Raw genomic sequence first — 18,313 nt, forward strand, 5'->3', positions numbered from 1 at the left:
GCTTGTCCTTTAGGTTAACATGTCCAGCCTGCCGGCCCCGATGATCCTGCGGGGTTCCGCACCGATCGGGGCGGCAGGTTCGATACCGCGCTCCGGGCTGCGGCCCCGCGGTGCTTCTGTCTCTTCGGCATCACGGCGGTGCCGCTGGCTGAAATCCTCGAAACCGAGATCGGCGTCCCGCACATCCGCCCCGCCCTGCGACAGGGCCAGAAGAAGGCCATCACGGTCGCCGCGCAGCGCGTGCAGCACTGCGGGATTTTCTGCGCGCAAGATGATGCGCAGGTTTCCCGCCTCGTCGGGGCCCATGTCGATCTCGATCTCGCCCAGCCCGCGCGGGGCCAGGGCGATGCGCGTCGTCCCCTCGGTCAGGGTCGCGCTGCGGATCTGCTGGGCAAGGTTGCGCGCGAAACCAGAGGCCGGTGGTTGCCCGGCTTCGGACGGTCGCGCCATATCCGCCGGGCTTGCGCCCATGGGGCTGACGGCCAGAGGGCGCGCGTCAGATGGCGGCGTGGGTATCGGCAGCGCATCGCCCTCGGCGCCGCCGCCTGCGTTCGCCAGCGCAGTGGCGACGATGGCGCGCACATCAAAGCGCGCCTCGGCCGGTGTTGCGGCTTGCAGTGATGCTGCAACCTTGTCCATTGCCGGAACGGGCTGCATCCCGACATCGCGGCTGGCGAAGACCTGCTCGCCCTCTCTCGTCTTAGGCATGATCAAGGGGGCGGGGCGTTTCGGTTCGCCCTGGGCCGGCAATACACCCTCTTTCGGGTCCGACAGGGAACGCGCCAGCCATCCGGGGTTATCCGCAACCGGGATGCCGACAAGACCGGCCAACGCCTCGAGAAGCGATGCGGGATCGGTGGCGGCCTCTTCCATCCGGGCAAGGCCCGCCGCGTCCAGCCCTTCAAGGCCTGCCCCCAGCACTTGCATGGCATCCCCGCCGGTTGCCGCGTCGAATTGCTGCAACAGGGCCACGAAAGCCGCCACGACATCGTCGGGCGCAGGCGTTCCCGGCTCTGCCAGGAAAGACGCCGCTAGCGCCTTGGTCTCGGCGGCCAGATCGGCAAGAGCGGCACCGCGCGTCGCGGCATCGCCGGGCAACGCGATCTGGACCTGACCAGGCGCAAGGGTCGATGCCCCCTTCAACCGGCCAGCAGCCAGCAGTTGCGCAAATTGCACGACCTGTTCCGGGTCTGCCCTGGGCGTGCCCCCCATGCCGGCAAGAGCGGCCGCCGCGGCCCCCGGTTTCTTTTGCAGGTCGGTCATGTCCGTGGATTGCGTGGCCGCGAAAAGCGCCTTCAAACCGGCAAAAGGGGGCATCATCATTCTCGGTCTCTCAATGGAGCAGGGCGCGGTTGAAACCCAACGCCAGCAGATCACGCCGCAACCGGGTCAACGCGCGCGTCTCTCCCTGCCGCAGCCTTTGCACGGTCATTCCCAGGTCAGCGGCGACGGCTTCGACTGGCTCCGGGTCCAGCGCCAGCCTTCTGCGCAGGATGATCGCCTGTTCGGTCGGGTCGAGAGAGCGCAGCGCTTGCGCCAGCATCCGGTTGATCCGTTTCTGCGCAGACTTCATTTCCGCCGTTTCCGCCGGGTTCGGGCAGGAACAGGGAAGACGATCGGAGAGCGACGGACCGTCACCATCGTCATCAAGCGGAAGCGCCCCTTGCCTGGCCAGATGGGACAGATCCGCATCCTCGGACTGCAATCGCCCGGCGCGTGCGGCAAGATAGGTCCGCACCGGCATGTCGATCACCGTACCGATCCGGGCCAGTGCGGCAAGTACACCGTTGGTGATCCAGAACGCCGCATAGGTCGAGAACCGCAGGTTCAGCTTGAGATCGAAGTTATCCGCCGCATGGATCAAACCGACCATGCCTTCGGCCACGAGATCGTCCAGGTCCACGGGGTTGTCGGCAAAACGCAAGGCCTGCGACCACACCTGCCGCGCATGGCTGCGCAGCAGAAGCTCCAGCGCGCGCCTGTCACCTTCGTCCTGCCAGCGCCGGATCGCATCGCGTTCGGTATCGGCGGTCAGAAGCGGTTCGCGCAATGCTGCCTGAAGGGTGCTTATCACGATGACTACCTGCATATACTACAAGCATACTCATACATAGATAAGCGTATTCACAAAGTTATATATGGTTAACGCAAGATTAAAGCGCAGACAGATGTCAAATGCGCAACTCTTTCTGACTGCCGCCATCGCAGGATCTGGCGAGATGGCCATCAAGTTCTGCACTGACGCGCCTTGCAACCTGTGCCAACCAATCCCCGTAGCCGCAGGGCCCACCGGAAAACAGCATCAGCCCGACAGGGATCCGGTCGGGTGCCGTGAAATTGCTGTCCAGATCCCGCAGGTAATTGAGCAGGCGGGGACAGGTCAGGAAATCGGGCCGCAGAAAGAGACCGCTGGTATCGCTGCGCGCGGATCGCGTACCGGCCCAATAGGTACACAGCCCGGCAGCAAGCCCCACGCGAAACTGCGCGGGCACCAATCCAAGATGCATGAAACCCGAGCCACCGATCATCGCGTGATAGGATCGGGCCATGGCGTAAAGCGCGTCGGTTTCCCTTGCGACCGGGAAGGCCCTGCTACGAATGACACCCAGCAACGCCTCGGCGACCAGCACGCCCACATCATAAGAGATTTCGTCATCCAGCATCGGCCTGGACAGCAGATCCGCCTCGCGCACGACGACAAGCGATCCGGCAGGCACGTCGATCGACAATTCCTCGACCAGCACATCGCCGATCGGAAGCTCTGGCAGAAGCTCGGTATCGTCGGTCATCAGGAAGCTGCGATCCACACCGGAGGTGGCCCCGAGGCACACCATCCGCAGGGGCAGCAAAGCAGCCATCGCGCGCTGCAGACGGCGGGCACCCGGCCCCTGGCCAAGCTTGACATCGCCCTGCCAGATCAATTCCAGAAGTCGGTCTTGTCGCATGCAGAAAATCCACCATCCCATACCCCAGCCAAACACATGATAGGTTGACGTTAACGTTTCTTAAAGAATTGAAGTGTTAAGAAAATCTACAATCTGTAGCCAGCATCTGAGGGTTTTCGCTACATATTGTGCCGACGTCTAGAGCGGGATTTCGACTCTGCTGCGGATGGCAAAGAAAAAACCGTACAAAAACAAGGTGATTTTCATTGCATCCAGAGCGAGAGGTTTACGTAAAGGAAAATACGTCAAGGTTGTGTGATCATCACGCGCCTTTGTTGCGATTTAACCATTTGGATACTTGACAAATCTTTTGATACCCATACACGCCCAACGCGCAAAAAAATGGTGCGGCACCACCCTGCGAAGATGGGCTGGCGCGCACGTACCGGTCAGGGCCGATAACAGCTATCAGTCTGAATTTTCTTGCCGGCCGGTCGCGACACCGCCGCCGGGCTGGCTGTCGCCCTGCCCTGCCCCGCCCCGTCCGACGGGCTCGGGATACATCAGCAGCATCGTGATTTGGCGGTTCTCGGGCGCTGTCGGCACAGCCGGATTCAACGGCATGGTATCCGCCAGGCCCGACACCCGCGAAATCCGTCCGGATGCGACCCCGGCTGCTTCAAGTGCGCGCCGGGTCGTGTTGGCGCGGTCCGCCGAAAGCTCCCAGTTGCCGTAATCTGCGCGCGAGGTGAATGGCACGGCATCCGTATGGCCGGTGATGGCCAGCGGATAGGGCAGATCGGTCACCGCATTCCCGATGATCTGGACCAAGGCCAGCATGGCACCATCGATGCGCGCGCTGCCTGACGCGAACATCGGGCGGTTTTCCTGATCCACGATCTGCACCAGCAGACCATCCGGCGTCCTGTCGATCCTGAGGTTGGACCCCAATTCGACCAGCGCCATGTTTTCGTTCACGGCCGCTTCGATCTCATCGGCGACACGGTCCAGCTTTTCGGCACGCGCCACCAGTTCCGCGATCAGTTCGGGATCGGTTTCGACCATGCCTTCCTGGCCGGTGGCCGTGGCCGATGCATCCACATCGCGTTCGCCCTTGTCTTCGGGCAAGGGAAAAACCGAGTATTCAACGACAACGGTGGGATCCAGCTGGCGCGGCGGCGCATCAGGGGGCGACACCGGTTCGTCCCGGCCGAAACTGGGGGGCTGAAGCTGGAAATCCTGACCAGCCACACCGCTGAAAACCCCGTCCGGGCCGAAGACCTGCCCATCAAGCATGCCCCGACCACCGATGATGTCGGATGCCTCGGTCGGGGTGAAAAATTCGGCCAGCCCCTGCAGCTTCTTGTCATCCGCCGCCGACACGATCCACAGCATCAGGAAAAACGCCATCATGGCGGTCATGAAGTCCGCATATGCGACCTTCCAGCCCCCTCCGTGGTGGTCATGATCCCCGTGATCATCGCTTTTCTTGATGACAATGATGTTCTTGTCAGCCAATGATCCACACCCTTCAGGCTGGCAACATCAGTCTGATCCAGCCCGTTTTGCGCGGCTCGATCAAACTGGTTGAATGTTCAGGAAATGCTCTGGTTTTCCTCGGCATCCGAATTCCCGGCACCCGCATCGCCCCTGTCGTATTTTCCGAAGCCGACCCTGCGGGCATAGTTCGCCTTGCGCTCGGAATAGCTGGGGGCGACCAGGGGCATGTCTTCAGACAGACCGAACATGGCGCGATATGCCGCCTCGGTCAGCCCATGCTCGGCACCCAAGTGACGCTTGAGCATCTTGAACCCCTTGCCGCAGCACAGACAGAACACCTTGTCGGTGGTGACGGCCTTGTCGATCGGGATCGCAGGCTCGGTGCGGGCAAGGGCCTTCACGGGCGCGTTGTCCGCAACCGGGGCTGTCTCGGCCTCGCTGAATTCGCTGCGCAGCCGTGCCACGAGCGCAATGATATCGTCGGCGGACACATCGGTCCGTGACGCATAGGCAGCGGCGACAGCAGCAAGCATGTCCGCCTTTGGATCGGTTTTGGTCATTGGATGCCCTCTACTGTGGGAAAGCCTTTCCGACCACAATGATTGACGCTCGGACTACGTGCAGTCGTCAGGCTTCATCGACGGAACATCGAATTCTTCGATCATAGGCATGGATAGATTTGCATAGTTTGGGGCGAAAGACAACTGTTCTTTAGATAGGCAAGCACTGGAAAGCAAAAAAGTCCAGCAATTTCAGGTTGTTTAAAATTCAGAAACCGCTTTGGGGTTGAGCATCAAAGACTTTAAGGGTTATCGATAAGGAAGTGGCCGAGTTTTTCGACAGGCAAATTCGGCCCACGCTTTCAGCGGCGAAACGCAACCTTGCATCGTGTTTCAATAGTGATTCCGGTTCATGACCTTCACGAGAAAAACAGATCCGGGAGTTGTTCACAGATGGGGGAATTGCCAGAGCTTGCCGTCGTCAGGGAAACGGATGATGTCCTCGCGCGCAGCCTCTCGACCCAGATCAAGACACTTGGCGTCAAGACCGTTTCGATCAGCAAGGACTATTGCCCCGCCATCTTCACCGAAGGCGCCCTGCGCGATGCACCAGCCGTGGGGATCCTGATCGTCGGTATAAGAGATGCCATCCTGGGCCCGGCGCAGATTGCCGAATGCCGCCAGCAGCTGCCCGACTGGCTGATCATCGTCATCGACCACATCGCGGATGAATACAGCTCTGCCGATGCGCTGACGGCCGGGGCAGATGATGTGCTGCGCATGCCCCATCCACCGCGCGAATTCGCGGCGCGCCTGTCCCTTCGCATGCGGCAGGCCGGAATGATGGACGGTGGAACGCCGCCCGAAACGCCCCTATTCTCTCAGGCACAATTCACCCCGGTAGAAAGTCAGATCCTGCGCATCCTGAATGCCAACAAGGGCGAGATCGTGACGCGCAACCAGCTGTCACAGCAACTGGATCAATCGGACTGGCTTTATGGTGACCGCAAGTTCGATGTGCACATCACCAAGATCCGCAAGAAACTGCATGCCACCTTCGGCGAACGGTACCTGGTCCAGACCATCCGGTCCAAGGGCTACCTCATGCAATCGCCCGACGGGTCCGACGCGTCTTAGGCAAGCCTGCCCGGCGGGTCCTATTCCGTTGCATCCGCGCGGGCCATCGTCGACATGAGGTCAAGTGCGGCATCCGCCCCAAAGCCTGAATCGTAGGTAGACGCCGTACGCAACGGATCACGATCAAGTGCGGTTGCGAAATGGCCGGTTGCAACCATCATGGCGACAAGCACCACGACCGCGACATGCACGGATTTGAAAAGCCTGCGCCTGGGACGCGCGGCCGCCACGGGGGCAGATGGGGCAAGGGGGCGGATTTCTTCCGGTTTCGCAGCCACCGGCGCACCGAAGGACACGAAAACGCCCCGCACCGTCACCGTAACCTGGCAGTGATGCGGCTCGCGCATGTATCGGTCGATGACGGCCTGCGGAAACAGATCGACGGGTATCTCGAACAGGGCCGCCTTATCGGGCGACCACGCCGCCAACAGGGAACGTGGCAGCACGAACCGCGCGAAATCATCGCGGCATCCGATGCGTGCCACCACGATCGCAGGCTCAGTGCCCTTCGCTTTGTCCGGCGCGATGACAAGGCGCACCTTGTCGCCGACGCGCGTCAGGCGGCCATCGACAAAAGTGCATTCCTGCCGCTGCGCCGGTGTGGGTGCCGCATAGCCCGAGGGCAAGGACAGATGCGTGATGAATGCCGCGGAACGCGGCGACATCGGGCTTGTTGCCGTCGCTGACGGAGACGTCCGGGGCGCCTTGGCCTTTCGGGCAACCCGTCGCTTGCCGACAGCCGCACGGGCCAGCATGTCCGGGTCCAGCCCTTCGTCCCGGGCAAAGCGGTAGTTGATCGCGTAGTCCGACGCCAGTTCGGCAAGGTTCGGGCTGTCGGCCACGAATGACAACAGCTGCTGCTCTTCCGAAAAGAGAACCTTGCGCGTGGGATACCCCTCGACGCGCGGCGCAACATGAAGATCCTGCGGGTGCAATCCATGCAGGGTCGCGATCCGGCCCAGCACACGCAACAGTTCGCTGCGGTGATGGACCGCCAGATCGCAACCTCCGCCGGGTGTCAGACACACGGCCACCTGCATGTCGGCAGGCCAACCGGACAGCATCGCGGCGACCGCTTCCTCTTCAAGCAGGTATACAAATGTGCCCGAACCGCTCATGCCACCAACCTCTGTTTGATTTTATACATGTCTATTCTTGTTTATTATTGTGTAAATGTCAATTATACGGAAAGAAAAGATATTGGCAGCGGGCCGCGTGCTGGACCCGGCTCTGCGCAACTATGGCGGGTGGTGCATGACGATCTTTCTTGGGCTTGCAATGGTTTTCGGGCTGGTTTTCGGCGGCTTCATGCTGTCGGGCGGCAAAATGGACATCGTGCTTTACGCACTTCCCTACGAAGGCATGATGATCGGGGGCGGGGCGATTGGCGCCTTCGTGGTCGCCAACTCGACCACGGTGCTGAAGTCGTCCCTGCGCGGGTTGGGGAAGGTCGTGAAGGGTCCCAAGTTCAAGGCCACGCATTACGAGGCGCTTCTGAACCTGATGTATGAGCTGGCCCGGCTCTACAAGACCAAGGGCATCATCGCCTTGGATGAACATGTCGAGAAGCCGCAGGAAAGCAGCATCTTCCAGCGCTATCCCGCGATCCTGAGCGATCATTTCGCGACAGAGCTGATCACGGACAGCTTCCGCATGCTGTCGATGCAGTTCGATGACAAATACCAGACCGAGGACGTGATCAACCGCAAGATCAAGAAACATCACCGCGAGGCGCTGGCCTCGGCCGGGGCGATCCAGACGATGGCGGACGGGCTACCGGCAATCGGCATCGTCGCTGCGGTTCTTGGCGTGATCAAGACGATGGCCTCGATCGACCAGCCGCCGGAGGTCTTGGGCAAGATGATCGGCGGCGCGCTGGTGGGAACCTTCCTGGGCGTGTTCCTGGCCTATTGCATGGTGCAGCCGATTTCGGGCCGCCTGAAGCAGATCGAGGATGAGGACGAAGCCTTCTACCTGATCATCCGCGACATCTTTGTCGCGATGGTGGCGAACCACCCGCCAAACATCTGCGTCGAGATCGGACGCGGGAACATCCCCAGCAACAAGCAACCCGACTTCTACAAGGTCGAAGCCGCGCAGAAAGAGCTTCCGGCGATATGATGCAGGGCCCGGCCTTCGCGGGACTCCGCGCCCTTGTGATCGCAGTTGCCATGGCTGGCGCGGGTACTGATGCGATCGCCGCAGGCGGGACGCCCAAGGACACGCCCGCACAGGCAGAGACGCCCTTCGGCGGCCAGGCGATACCGCTGGGCGCGCCACGGCCCTCTGTGTCGGTCACGCCCCCGGCGGATCGCAACGCCTTTCCGGCGGACATCATGGCACGCATGCGGGCTGCGCTGGTCGATGGGGCAGGCAGCTTCAGGGTGCGGACCGTCGACAGGCAAACGCAGAATGACTGACAGGCTTCGCACACTGTCGCTGCTTGAAAGGCTCAGACGGCACGAGATGGCCGCCGAGGCCCGCGAACTGGCAACATTGCGGGCACATGTCGCCGTGCTGGAAAGAACGCGATCCGATCTTCTGATGCGCCTCAAGACCGAGGCGCGGACCATCACGCTCGAGTCAGCCCCCTATGTCGGGTCCTATATCCGCGCGATCCGCAACGAGGTGTCGCAGATCGACAAGGCGCTGGAAAAGGTCGCCCCGCGGATCGAAGCGCTGGAACAAACGGTGCTTGATCAGTTTCGCGACATATCGACCATCCGGCTTGCGCTTGATCAGACGAAGCAACGCCTCCGCCAGGTTCGCGAGGCGCATGAGACCAAGGAAGCAGATGCGCTGACGCTGATGCGCTGGACCGTGCGGCCATAGATGCCCTGCCCCGGCGCAAAGCCGGACAAAGCAACTGGCAGCCTGTCGTGAAGCGCCCAAGCGCCGCGGCGCGCTGTCCACCCGGTTCGACCCCCAGATGAACCGGCGGCCTTGCCAAAGGGAGGATACTGCCCCCGGAAACGAGACCCTTGGGGCTGCCCCTCATGGCGGCGGACAGCTCTGACCACGAACAGGCGAATATCGGCCATCAGCCGATTTGCGCAACAGAGCCCCGCCACGGCAATCGTCGCGGCGGTCATGTCGTCAGCCTCTGGTCACGGAAGCACCTGCATCCCGAGAAGGCTTTTGGGCGCTGTCCCTGGCGATCATGCCCTTCATGATGACGCCCATCACCTGCACGCGGCCCCAGCGCGGCAACATTGCCAGCGACCAGCCAAGGAACTTGGCAAGAAAACCCGGCCTGACGGTGGTCCGTTTCCCCAAAGCGGCGAGTGCGCCGCGCGCGACCATTTCGGGTGTGGCTGCCTGCCCCACCTGCATGCCCGCACGGGCGGCAAATCCGGTGCCCACCGGGCCGGGGGCGACCGACAGGACACTCACGCTATGGGGGCGCATCTCGGCCGCGATGCCTTCGGCAAAGCTCTGAACAAAGCCCTTTGTGGCGGCATAGGTGGCCGACAGGGGCGCGCCGTTGAACCCCACGAGCGAGCCGAACAACACCAGCCCGCCACGTCTTTGCGCGGCCATGCGCTGCCCGAACCCGAAGGACAGTTCCACCACCGACCGACAATTGAGATCGACCATGTTGACCTCGCTCAAGACATCCCGATCAAGGAATGCCCCGATCGACCCGAACCCGGCTGCGGCCACCACAAGCCCTATCGGCGCGGTCTCGGTCTGGCGCATCAGCTCTGGTACTGCCAGGGGATCCGACAGATCCATGGCCAGCACGCGCACATCGACGCCGAAACGGGTGCCCAGATCCAGTGCAAGTTCCTGCAACACGGGGTCCCTTCGCGCAACGAGGACCAGGTCGAAGCCCTGCTCTGCCAATTGCAGGGCGAAGGCGCGGCCGATGCCGTCGCTGGCCCCGGTGATCAGGGCCGTCGGGCCGAAACGGCGCTTGAGGACATTGTCGTTACCTGTCGTTCCGGTCATGATGGATCGCCCTTTCCCGTGGCGTTGATGTCATTCGCCCGCAAGGCGAAGCGGCGTTATTTCTGGTTGACCGGCGACCGGGTGACCTGCCCCCGGTTTTCGCCGTGAAACGGTCAAGGCGAACATCTGCGGGGTGAAGGCAAAGGCAAGCGTCACCGCAAGCGCCACGCCGCCTGCCACAGACATGGCGAAGGGCGGCCAGAACCCTCCACCGTCAAGGATCAGCGGAAGGAACCCGCCAAAGGTGGTGATCGTGGTCGAGGTGATGTGCCGGGCAGAGCCCGCCACCACATCGACCATCGCCGCGCGATCGCCCGCTGACGCGCGCGGGTCTTCCTGCAGGCCAGACAGCACGATCAGGGCAGCGTTGATCGACACCCCGATCGAGCCGATCACCCCGATGATCGCATTGATCCCGAAGGGATAGTCGAACACCGCCAGCGCCAGCATCGACAGCCCCGCGGACAGCCCTGCAACCGTGAAGGCGATCAGTGTCAGGCGGAACGAGTTGAAGGTCATCACCACGACCGCGATCGACAGGGTGATGATCAGGCCAAGGGGCGCGATCAACGCCTGCACGGTCGAGTTGCGCGCGTCACTGTCGCCACCGGTTTCAAGTCGGATTCCGTCTGGCGGGGCGTAGCCGTCCGCCTCCAGCAGCGCCATGGCCTCGGCCAAGGCCACGGCGGGCAAGACGTCGGGCATCAGAAAGGCCTGCACGGTGTTCACCCGCTCACCATTGCGCCGGGTGATCGTGCTTTCGGACGGCTCCAGCTGCAGGGTGCCCAAACTTGACAGCGGCACGGCAGGAAACTGGCCCGCACCTGCGACATGCGCCGAACCCGGCGGCAGGATCGGCATGTCACCGATGGCCACCGGATCACCGCGCAGCCCGGCGCCCAGTCTCACGCGCACAGGCAACTCCTCGGTCCCCTCCAGCAGCGAGCCGCCCGTGACGCCTTCCAGCCCCGCCTCCATCTGCCGTGCGACCTGGCCCAGATCAAGGCCCAGCAGGCGCGCGCGGGCCTCGTCCACTTCCAGCGTCAGCTTGGGCGAGCCACCAGAAATGCCGGTGCGTACCATGGCCACGGTCGACACCTCGGCCAACAGCAGCCGCAGGTCGTCGCCCGCCCGGTGCAGCGCGTCGATATCCTGACCCACAAGGCGCAATTCCACCGGCGCATTGATCGGCGGGCCTTGGGTCAGGCTGCGGATGACAAGGCGCGCCTGCAGATAGGCGGGCGGCAGCGTGATCTGAAGATCGCTCAGAAGCCGTTCGGTCGCGACAGGCGATGCGGTGCGGATCAGCGCCTGCGCAAAGGCGGGTGCCTGATCGCGGCCGCCGACCATGTTGTAGTAGAAGGCGGGTGCCGACCGACCCATGACCCATGCGACGTCCATGATATCCGACTCGGCCGCAAGTCGCGCGTCAATCTCGCGGACAACGCGCATCGTCTCGGCAATGCCGGTGCCGGGTGGCAGATCCACTTCGATGTGGAACTGGTCACGATCGACCCCTGGAAAGAACTGTGGTGTCAGTGTCGGCAGCGACAGGAAACCGATCACCGGCAGAACCAGCGACAGTGCCACAGTGCGAAGCGGATTGGCCATCGACAGGGTCAACAGCGCGCGAAAGCCGCGCATCAGCAGGCCATCGCGCGCGGGCTGGCCATCGCCCATGCGCAGCCAACGCCCGGCGATGGCGGGGGTGATCGTGATGGCCACGACAAAGGACCAGGCCAGCATGACGATCACCGAGATGGCGATGGAGCCGACGAAATCACCAGCCGGACCCGGCAACAGCAGAAGCGGCAAGAAGGACAGGATCGTGGTGATGGTCGAGGCAGCCAGCGGCATCGTCAGCCGGCGCACCGCCCCCGCGACCGCCTCCAGCCGGGTCAGACCCGCGCTCAGACGCTTGCCCACCTCGTCCGTCATCACGATGGCCGCATCGACCAGCAGGCCCAGCGCCACGATAAGGCCGGTGACACTCATCTGATGGATCGGTACGGCCAGCGCATTGAGCGTGGCAACCGAGGCCAGCGATACGACAGGCAAAACCATCGCCACGATCAGCGCCGATCGCCAGCCCAGCGTGACGAACAGGACCGCCACGACCAGGACAACGCCGACAAGCATGTTCATTCCGACTTCGGCCAGACGCTCCAGCGTATAGCGGCTTTGGTCAAAGACGGTTTCGATCGACAGGCCCCAGGGCAGTGCCTCGGCTTGTGCATCGACGGCGGTACGGATGTCGTCCGTCCATCGATCAACCTGCAAGCCCTCGCTCAGTTTGGCGGAGACAAGGATCGCGGGCTGGCCCTGAAACAGCGCGGCCTCGGCCAGCGGCAGGCGCGGGCCGCGGGTGATCCGGGCGACATCGCCCAGAAGCGTCACACGGCCCGCTGCATCCTCGCGCAGGACCACCGCGCGCAGACGGTCAAGCGAAGTGATCTCGCCGGTGATGCCCAGCACCAGATCGGTCTCGTCGCCGCGCAACCGGCCCGCCTGCACCTTGGCATCGGCCGCACGGATCGCGGCGGACACTTCATCGGCGGTCAGGCCAAGGGCGGCGGCCCGATCAGGGGTCAGCGTGACCAGAACTTCCTCTTCAGGCACCCCATGGAGGTCGACAAGGCTGGTGCCCGGCACGCGGCGCAGCCGGTCGGCCAGCGCCTCGGCCTCACGGGCGGCACGCGTCAGGCTGAAGCCTTCGGGCATGGTCAGGGCGAAGATCGCGGCATAGCCGCCCGCGCCGTCGCTGTCGAAATCAGGCTCCAGAACACCCGCCGGAAACTCCCGCTGCGCATCCGTCACCGCATCGCGGACCTGCGCCCAGAGCTGCTCGATGGTTTCAGGCGGGACGGTTTCGATCAATTCGACCGAAATGACCGAGATGCCGGTGGAAGAGGTCGAGGACACTTCGGCGATCTCGGGGATCGTGCGCAGTTCGGTCTCGATCTTGGCGGTCACCAGCGCCTCGACCCTTGCCGGGTCCGCGCCGGGAAAGACGGTGGTTATCGTGGCGAAGATATTGGTGATGGTCGGGTCTTCCTGCCGCCCGATGGACACCAGTGCCGACATGCCCGCCGACAGGATCACAAGAAGCGCCAGCAACACAAGACGCGGCTGGCGAAAGAAGACCGTGTCCATGGCGCTCACTCCCCGGTATCGGCGGCGAATTGGGCCAGCACAAGCTGACCGGGGGCAACGCGGTCGGGAGCCTCTGCCACGATCCGCGCGCCGGGGGGCAACGCACCGCGCAAGAAGACGCGCGCGCCGTCGCTGTGGATCACCTCGACAGCCGCAGGCAGCGTGCGGTCACCCTGGGCTGTCGTCTCGACAGCCATGACCGACCATGCGCCCCGCACGCCTTCCCGCAAAGCGGACAGCGGCGCCCAGAATCCCGGATCATCGATACGCTGCGTCAGCATCAGCGCCACCGTGTCGCCCAGCACAAGGGTCGCATCGTCTGGCAAGGTCAGCACGACGGACCGGCTGCGGGTGTTCGGGTCAAGATCCGGCCGGATCTGGCGGATGGAAGCGGCAAGGACGCCGCCACTGCTTTCGACGTCAACGGTGCTGCCCACGGACAGCCCAACGGCCAATTCGGGCGGCAATCCCACCCGTGCCCGGGCGGGTGCGGTATCAAACAGGACCATCACCGTCTGGCCCGCCGCTGCCGTCTGCCCCGGATCGGCCATCCGCGCGCCGATGCGGGCGGCAAAGGGGGCCGTCAGGATCGATTTCTCCAGCCGCACATCCACCCCGGCGATACGGGCGCGTACCGCCGCCATGCCAGCCTCGGCGCGGGTCAGCGCCAGGCGCGCATCGTCCTGTGCGGCGACAGAACGAAAGCCCCGTGCAGTCAGCGCGTCGTTGCGCGCCAGTGTCAGCCGCGCAAGTTCGGCATCAGCGGCCAATGCGGCCAGCTCTGCCTCAAGCGCCGCGCGTTCGGGGATCAGGGCGCTGGTGTCCAGTTGCGCCAGGACTGCACCTTCAGCAACAACATCGCCCTCATCGACCAGAACCTGCATGATGCGGCCGCCAAGCTCGAAACCCAGATCGGTTCGCGCCGCGGCCTCGACCTAACCCGTGAAACGGCGGGTCACGGTATAGCCTTGGGCCAATTCGACAGTCATCACGCCGACTGTCGTGCGCGGGGCCATTTCGATCCGAACCGCCACCCCTTCGGCAGAGACAAGAGAAAACCCGGCTACGACCGCAGCCGCCGCTCCACCGCAAACCAGAAGAGTTGCCGCCAAGGTGAGGCCTTGACGCAGCAGTCTTCGGAAGCCTGATGTCACTTGGTCGGTCATGAGGGGTATACTCCACTAAAGTTAGATGTCCTTACATAAGTTAGAATCACTTAGTTTGACAAGAGCCCTTCGCGAAGTGTCGTCATCCACGACACCGATGCGCCGGCGTCACTTGCCCGGCAGCAGCCGCATCCGCTGGCCGAACACCCTGGCGACAGACTGCGGGAACCCTCACACGACACGCCCGCGTTCAAGCCAGATCGAATGAACCTCGGACCAGTCAGGAGCCTGCTGCGCCAGGTAGCCCACGACTTTTCCCGTCGCGATGCTGGGAAAAAGGCGCATGGCTTCAAGATGCGGACCGGCGGTCAGATAGGCCCGCATCGCGTCTTGATCGGTCCAGACCGAAAGCGTGTGATGAACGCCGTTGATCGTGCGCGCATCCGCCGAAATGTTGCCGGGCGCTTTGCGCGCCTGCACCATGGACCTTATCGCATGCGACCAGAATGAAGGGATGTGCCAGACCCGCCGCACTTGCAGGCCGGTGATGGAAACGTAGACATCTTGTGGCATCGGTGCCTCTTTCACGGACAAGCGGTCTGGTCCGCTCGCCACGCAGGCAAGCGCTGTTGTTCGGCAGGGTGATTTCGTTCAGTCTGGCGCAGCGGTTGATCGGACACGGCCATGCCGCCCGTGCGCTTGTACAGATATGTGATAGGTGCTAACTTACGTCAAGAAGAAAGTATCTACCACTTACTTTCTAGGAAGAGCCAAACGAAATGCCCAAGAAAACCGACACCGTCGTTGCGCCGCCCAAAGTTGTCCCCAAAGCCGCGTATCACCACGGTGACCTTCGGGCGCAACTGATATCGGCCGTCCGCGAACTGGTTGAGACGCACGGACCAGATGGGTTTTCCGTGGCCGAAGCTGCCCGGCGCGCCGGTGTCAGCTCGGCTGCGCCATACAAGCATTTCAAGGACCGCCCCGAGATTCTGCGCGGCGTGGTCAGCGAAGCCATGGACAGGATCCGTGCAGCCATGGAAACCGGCGCGGCAAAGCACGCTTGCGGTTCGCTTGAGGCGGTGTCGGCCGTGGGACAGGCCTATGTCGATTTCGCAAAGGCCGAACCCGGCGTTTTCCGGCTTGTGTTCAGCCTGACCGAAGGACACGAAAACGCGCCAGAGCTTCTGGCCAAGGGCGAGAAATGCTTTGGCGTTGTTGTGCAGACCGTTGCCGCCTGCCTCGACCTGCCGCCCGACGCCGCTGATGTACAACGCCGTGCCTACATGTTGTGGTGCTTTGTCCACGGACATTCGTTCCTGACCATCGACATGAAGCATACCGTTGCCAGCACCGAGATCGACGACTGGGATTACTTGATGTCCGTCAGCCGCGCGATCCTTGCCGCTCCGGCGCAAGCATGACGCCCGGCCATAGGCCATTGCCCGGATCGGCGCCCCGTCGACGCGACCATCGGGTTTCCAGGTGTGGCATGCGCTGCGTCTCGAAGCTGTGAATGGCTTGATGCGGGATCAGGTCATCCATACCCGCGTCCAGTGGTCTTTCTCAGATTGGGTCTTCGCCGGAATATCGGCGGCGATGATCATTGCCTTCGTGGTCACGGTCGCCATCTGGGCAGTGGACCCCAGATTGATCGACGGCATGTCCGTCTGGGCGAAACCCCTGAAGTTCGAGCTTGCCCTGGCCGTCCATGCGGCAACACTTGCCATCGTGGCATCCCTGCTTGGCCCAAAGGTCCGGGCAGGTGTCGCCATGCAGTGGATTGCCCGCGCGTTCCTGTTGGCTTGCACAATCGAGATGGGCTGGATCATTTTCCAGGCCGCGCAGGGCCAACATTCACATTTCAACGAAAGCACGGCCTTTCACCGCGCGATGTTTTCCGTGATGGCCTTTGCCGCAGTCATCATTACCGGGGCTGCCGCAGCAGTTGCATGGGTCGCGTGGCGCGATCCGGATTTCGCTGCGGGAAAGACACTCAAGACAGCCATCCTTCTGGGCCTCATCGGCGGCACGATCTTGACCCTCGTGACGGCCTTTACGATTGGCGCCAAGGGAAGCCCCTATGTGGGTGAGGTGCCTCTTCCGACATCTCGCATGATGTTCACCGGCTGGTCACTCATCGCGGGGGATTTGCGCGTTTCCCATTTCCTGGCGACACATATGATGCAGGCTGTTCCGCTGGCGGCGGTTATGGCCGTCAGTGCGCGCATCGGGCCTCGTGACCGGGATGTCGTACTTGGATTTGCGGCCTTCTGGACAATCTGGACGCTGATCGAGTTCAGCCTTGCCCTGTCCGGCAAGCCTGCGATTTTTCTGCTGCTTCATTCTTGAACCTCTAGCAACAAATCCAGCTTCTGACGGAATGCGCCACTGCACGCGGCTTTGACATGTCGCAAGGGCGGCTGGTTGCCCGATCGCAGAACCGTCGGAAGCCGTCCCAAATCAATTTAAAATCAAGGTGTTAATCTCGCAACGGCGATTGATCTGTCGCGGTGCGGTGGGGCGTGGTTTTGCGAGGACCGCAAATGCCGACATGCAGATCTGCCACCCCCCAAGAGGAAGCTTGCATCGCTAAGTAAGTGATGCTAACTCTAGGGAAGGACAAGTTAGTGATTCTAACTTAATAAGGCAAACCCTTGAAAAACATCGAAACGATCAACGCCAAACCCCAGGAGCTACAAAATGAAACGCGTAATCATGACAGCAGTTACCGCCGCAATGTTCGGCTCCATTGCCATTGCCGATGGGTCGGCCCCAGACAAGGCAATCGGAACCCGTTCTGAACCTGCCTTCGTCCACGTGGATGAGCGTGACCGTGGCATCAATGGGAAAGTGACAGTCTACGTCTTTGGCAGGCACTTCGGTCAAAGCGATCACACCTTCCCCCAACGGTAACGTCTGGTCCGAGCAAACGACTGAACCATCGGGGCTTTGGTGAACAACTCCACCAAAGCCCGTTTTACTGGAAACAGGGGGCTTCTCGGCGCATGCGGGCCAGTCTCGGTCTGGATGGTCTGCCCTCGCAGGTTCCGGGCGTTCATCACCTGAACCTGGCCCACCGCGAAAGGGTCCGGTCCGGGTTTTGCACCGCCGCTCAGGGCCAGTCGGCATAGGATTGCGTTCGACGCGTATCGGCCCCCTTTTCGTTGTCGCGCAGGGTGCGACGCCAAGCGCCAGGACGAACGCCATAGATGGCCTTGAAAAAATTGCTGAACTGGGCGGCCGAGCGGAAACCCAGAAACTCGGCGATCTGGTCGAGCGTCATTGACGACCTTTCCAGCAGAACCTGCGCCTCGTATCCAAGGCGTTCATGGATCAGCCTCAGCGGGGCCTTTCCCAGGGTGCGATGACAGATGTCATGCAGGCGATCCGCGGACATGTTCAAGGTTTCGGCATAACGCGCAACTGACCAGCGGTCGCGAAAATGCGTCTCCAGCGCCTGTCGGAATTGCTGCAGGATCAGCGATGGTCGCGCCCCGGCCTGGCGCAGATCGTCCGGGCGGGCGGTATAGCGCCAGAGCATCACAAGGATCACGCGGACCTGTGCCTCGATCACGGTAGCTGATCCAGATGCCCGCCCAGCCGCTTCGCGCAGGATCAGATCGAAGCAACCGGAAATGTCACGATAAAGACTGTCGCGCTCTTCAAGCGGCAGATGCACGACGCGCTCTGACAGGACACGCAGATCAACAGCCTCGGGTTTGACGCCGATCGCGTTCGCAAGTGATGTCTCGCCCATGACAAGATGGCCGCCAACCGTACCTGCCCTTGCGCGGATCCTTTGATTGCGGTCCCATGGTAGCCAGATCAGCGCAGGTCCTGCGAAACTTGTGCTCTTGCCGTCCCGGGTGCTGACCAGCTGACCGCTTTCCAGCAAGATCACCCACCAGCTGCGCGCATGCAGGTCGACCAGCCCGCCCAGAACCTTGTCTTGCAGACCGGACTGAATGACCTCGGCATGAAAGGGAACAGGCTGAGGCCCTTTTGCGGGCTCAGGCGATCCGGGCTTCCGCGTTGATCTGGAGGCAATTCGGGACATTTCACCGGTTTTTGTAAATTT

The 18,313-nt window shown here is 62.4% G+C and carries 18 protein-coding genes and 1 pseudogene; 7 read left to right on the top strand and 12 right to left on the bottom strand.

The window, feature by feature from the left end:
• Positions 1 to 9: 9 nt before the first annotated feature.
• From ACMUJL_RS10130 to ACMUJL_RS10150, 5 genes are all read right to left on the bottom strand, one after another.
• The gene (locus ACMUJL_RS10130; protein WP_375568550.1) at positions 10 to 1,323 is read right to left on the bottom strand and encodes a hypothetical protein; all 1,314 of its coding nucleotides are present in this window, start codon (positions 1,321 to 1,323) and stop codon (positions 10 to 12) included.
• Positions 1,324 to 1,333: 10 nt separating this feature from the next.
• A complete protein-coding gene (locus tag ACMUJL_RS10135) occupies positions 1,334 to 2,074 on the bottom strand; it encodes a sigma-70 family RNA polymerase sigma factor (protein WP_375568548.1) in 741 nt (246 codons plus the stop codon).
• 97 nt (positions 2,075 to 2,171) lie between these two features.
• The gene (locus ACMUJL_RS10140; RefSeq protein ID WP_138177166.1) at positions 2,172 to 2,945 is read right to left on the bottom strand and encodes a hypothetical protein; all 774 of its coding nucleotides are present in this window, start codon (positions 2,943 to 2,945) and stop codon (positions 2,172 to 2,174) included.
• Between the two features lie 408 nt (positions 2,946 to 3,353).
• Positions 3,354 to 4,403: a flagellar motor protein MotB gene (locus ACMUJL_RS10145; protein ID WP_416914242.1), complete on the bottom strand. Its 1,050-nt coding sequence runs from the start codon at positions 4,401 to 4,403 to the stop codon at positions 3,354 to 3,356.
• Positions 4,404 to 4,480: 77 nt separating this feature from the next.
• Positions 4,481 to 4,945 (bottom strand): MucR family transcriptional regulator, encoded by a 465-nt coding sequence (locus ACMUJL_RS10150; protein ID WP_068294292.1) that lies wholly within the window; start codon positions 4,943 to 4,945, stop codon positions 4,481 to 4,483.
• A 393-nt stretch (positions 4,946 to 5,338) separates the two neighbouring features.
• Here ACMUJL_RS10150 and ACMUJL_RS10155 point away from each other — a divergent pair, with 393 nt between their 5' ends.
• Positions 5,339 to 6,022, top strand: coding sequence for a response regulator transcription factor (locus ACMUJL_RS10155; protein ID WP_068294295.1), 684 nt, complete (start codon positions 5,339 to 5,341; stop codon positions 6,020 to 6,022).
• A gap of 20 nt (positions 6,023 to 6,042) precedes the next feature.
• Here ACMUJL_RS10155 and ACMUJL_RS10160 read toward each other — a convergent pair whose 3' ends face one another.
• Entirely contained in the window at positions 6,043 to 7,140 is a 1,098-nt protein-coding gene (locus tag ACMUJL_RS10160; RefSeq protein ID WP_375568543.1) for a hypothetical protein, read from the bottom strand.
• Between the two features lie 136 nt (positions 7,141 to 7,276).
• Between ACMUJL_RS10160 and motA the strand changes: the two genes are divergently transcribed.
• Genes motA through ACMUJL_RS10175 form a run of 3 tightly spaced genes read left to right on the top strand, consistent with a single transcriptional unit; the run spans position 7,277 to position 8,854 of the window.
• Positions 7,277 to 8,143, top strand: coding sequence for a flagellar motor stator protein MotA (gene motA / locus ACMUJL_RS10165; protein ID WP_375573951.1), 867 nt, complete (start codon positions 7,277 to 7,279; stop codon positions 8,141 to 8,143).
• Positions 8,140 to 8,442 carry a hypothetical protein gene (locus ACMUJL_RS10170; RefSeq protein WP_068294300.1) on the top strand — a complete coding sequence of 101 codons (303 nt, stop codon included), beginning with the start codon at positions 8,140 to 8,142 and terminating at the stop codon, positions 8,440 to 8,442. Before motA ends, ACMUJL_RS10170 begins: the two co-directional genes overlap by 4 nt.
• A complete protein-coding gene (locus ACMUJL_RS10175; protein WP_138177169.1) occupies positions 8,435 to 8,854 on the top strand; it encodes a hypothetical protein in 420 nt (139 codons plus the stop codon). Before ACMUJL_RS10170 ends, ACMUJL_RS10175 begins: the two co-directional genes overlap by 8 nt.
• A 264-nt stretch (positions 8,855 to 9,118) precedes the next feature.
• Here the strand turns inward: ACMUJL_RS10175 and ACMUJL_RS10180 are convergent, their stop codons facing one another.
• The 5 genes and pseudogenes from ACMUJL_RS10180 to ACMUJL_RS10200 form a co-directional block, all read right to left on the bottom strand.
• On the bottom strand, positions 9,119 to 9,973 hold the full coding sequence (locus ACMUJL_RS10180; RefSeq protein WP_375568540.1) for an SDR family NAD(P)-dependent oxidoreductase: 855 nt from the start codon (positions 9,971 to 9,973) through the stop codon (positions 9,119 to 9,121).
• 30 nt (positions 9,974 to 10,003) lie between these two features.
• Positions 10,004 to 13,126 carry an efflux RND transporter permease subunit gene (locus ACMUJL_RS10185; RefSeq protein ID WP_375568538.1) on the bottom strand — a complete coding sequence of 1,041 codons (3,123 nt, stop codon included), beginning with the start codon at positions 13,124 to 13,126 and terminating at the stop codon, positions 10,004 to 10,006.
• A 5-nt stretch (positions 13,127 to 13,131) separates the two neighbouring features.
• Positions 13,132 to 14,049, bottom strand: a pseudogene (locus ACMUJL_RS10190) (efflux RND transporter periplasmic adaptor subunit); the annotation flags it as partial.
• A 12-nt stretch (positions 14,050 to 14,061) separates the two neighbouring features.
• Complete coding sequence (locus ACMUJL_RS10195) at positions 14,062 to 14,238, bottom strand: hypothetical protein (protein WP_375568536.1); 177 nt, start codon at positions 14,236 to 14,238, stop codon at positions 14,062 to 14,064.
• A gap of 225 nt (positions 14,239 to 14,463) precedes the next feature.
• Positions 14,464 to 14,715 carry a hypothetical protein gene (locus ACMUJL_RS10200; RefSeq protein WP_416914243.1) on the bottom strand — a complete coding sequence of 84 codons (252 nt, stop codon included), beginning with the start codon at positions 14,713 to 14,715 and terminating at the stop codon, positions 14,464 to 14,466.
• A gap of 296 nt (positions 14,716 to 15,011) precedes the next feature.
• Here ACMUJL_RS10200 and ACMUJL_RS10205 point away from each other — a divergent pair, with 296 nt between their 5' ends.
• The 3 genes from ACMUJL_RS10205 to ACMUJL_RS10215 all read left to right on the top strand — a co-directional run bounded on the left by ACMUJL_RS10205 (position 15,012) and on the right by ACMUJL_RS10215 (position 17,148).
• Positions 15,012 to 15,656 carry a TetR/AcrR family transcriptional regulator gene (locus tag ACMUJL_RS10205; protein WP_068294315.1) on the top strand — a complete coding sequence of 215 codons (645 nt, stop codon included), beginning with the start codon at positions 15,012 to 15,014 and terminating at the stop codon, positions 15,654 to 15,656.
• A 100-nt stretch (positions 15,657 to 15,756) separates the two neighbouring features.
• Positions 15,757 to 16,584: a hypothetical protein gene (locus ACMUJL_RS10210; protein ID WP_375568532.1), complete on the top strand. Its 828-nt coding sequence runs from the start codon at positions 15,757 to 15,759 to the stop codon at positions 16,582 to 16,584.
• 351 nt (positions 16,585 to 16,935) lie between these two features.
• Positions 16,936 to 17,148, top strand: a complete 213-nt coding sequence (locus tag ACMUJL_RS10215; RefSeq protein WP_375568530.1) for a hypothetical protein — start codon at positions 16,936 to 16,938, stop codon at positions 17,146 to 17,148.
• 199 nt (positions 17,149 to 17,347) lie between these two features.
• Here ACMUJL_RS10215 and ACMUJL_RS10220 read toward each other — a convergent pair whose 3' ends face one another.
• The gene (locus ACMUJL_RS10220) at positions 17,348 to 18,292 is read right to left on the bottom strand and encodes a helix-turn-helix domain-containing protein (protein WP_375568528.1); all 945 of its coding nucleotides are present in this window, start codon (positions 18,290 to 18,292) and stop codon (positions 17,348 to 17,350) included.
• Between the last annotated feature and the right edge of the window lie 21 nt (positions 18,293 to 18,313).

The sequence above is a fragment of the Seohaeicola sp. genome (assembly GCF_048006315.1).
Taxonomy (GTDB): Bacteria; Pseudomonadota; Alphaproteobacteria; order Rhodobacterales; family Rhodobacteraceae; genus Seohaeicola.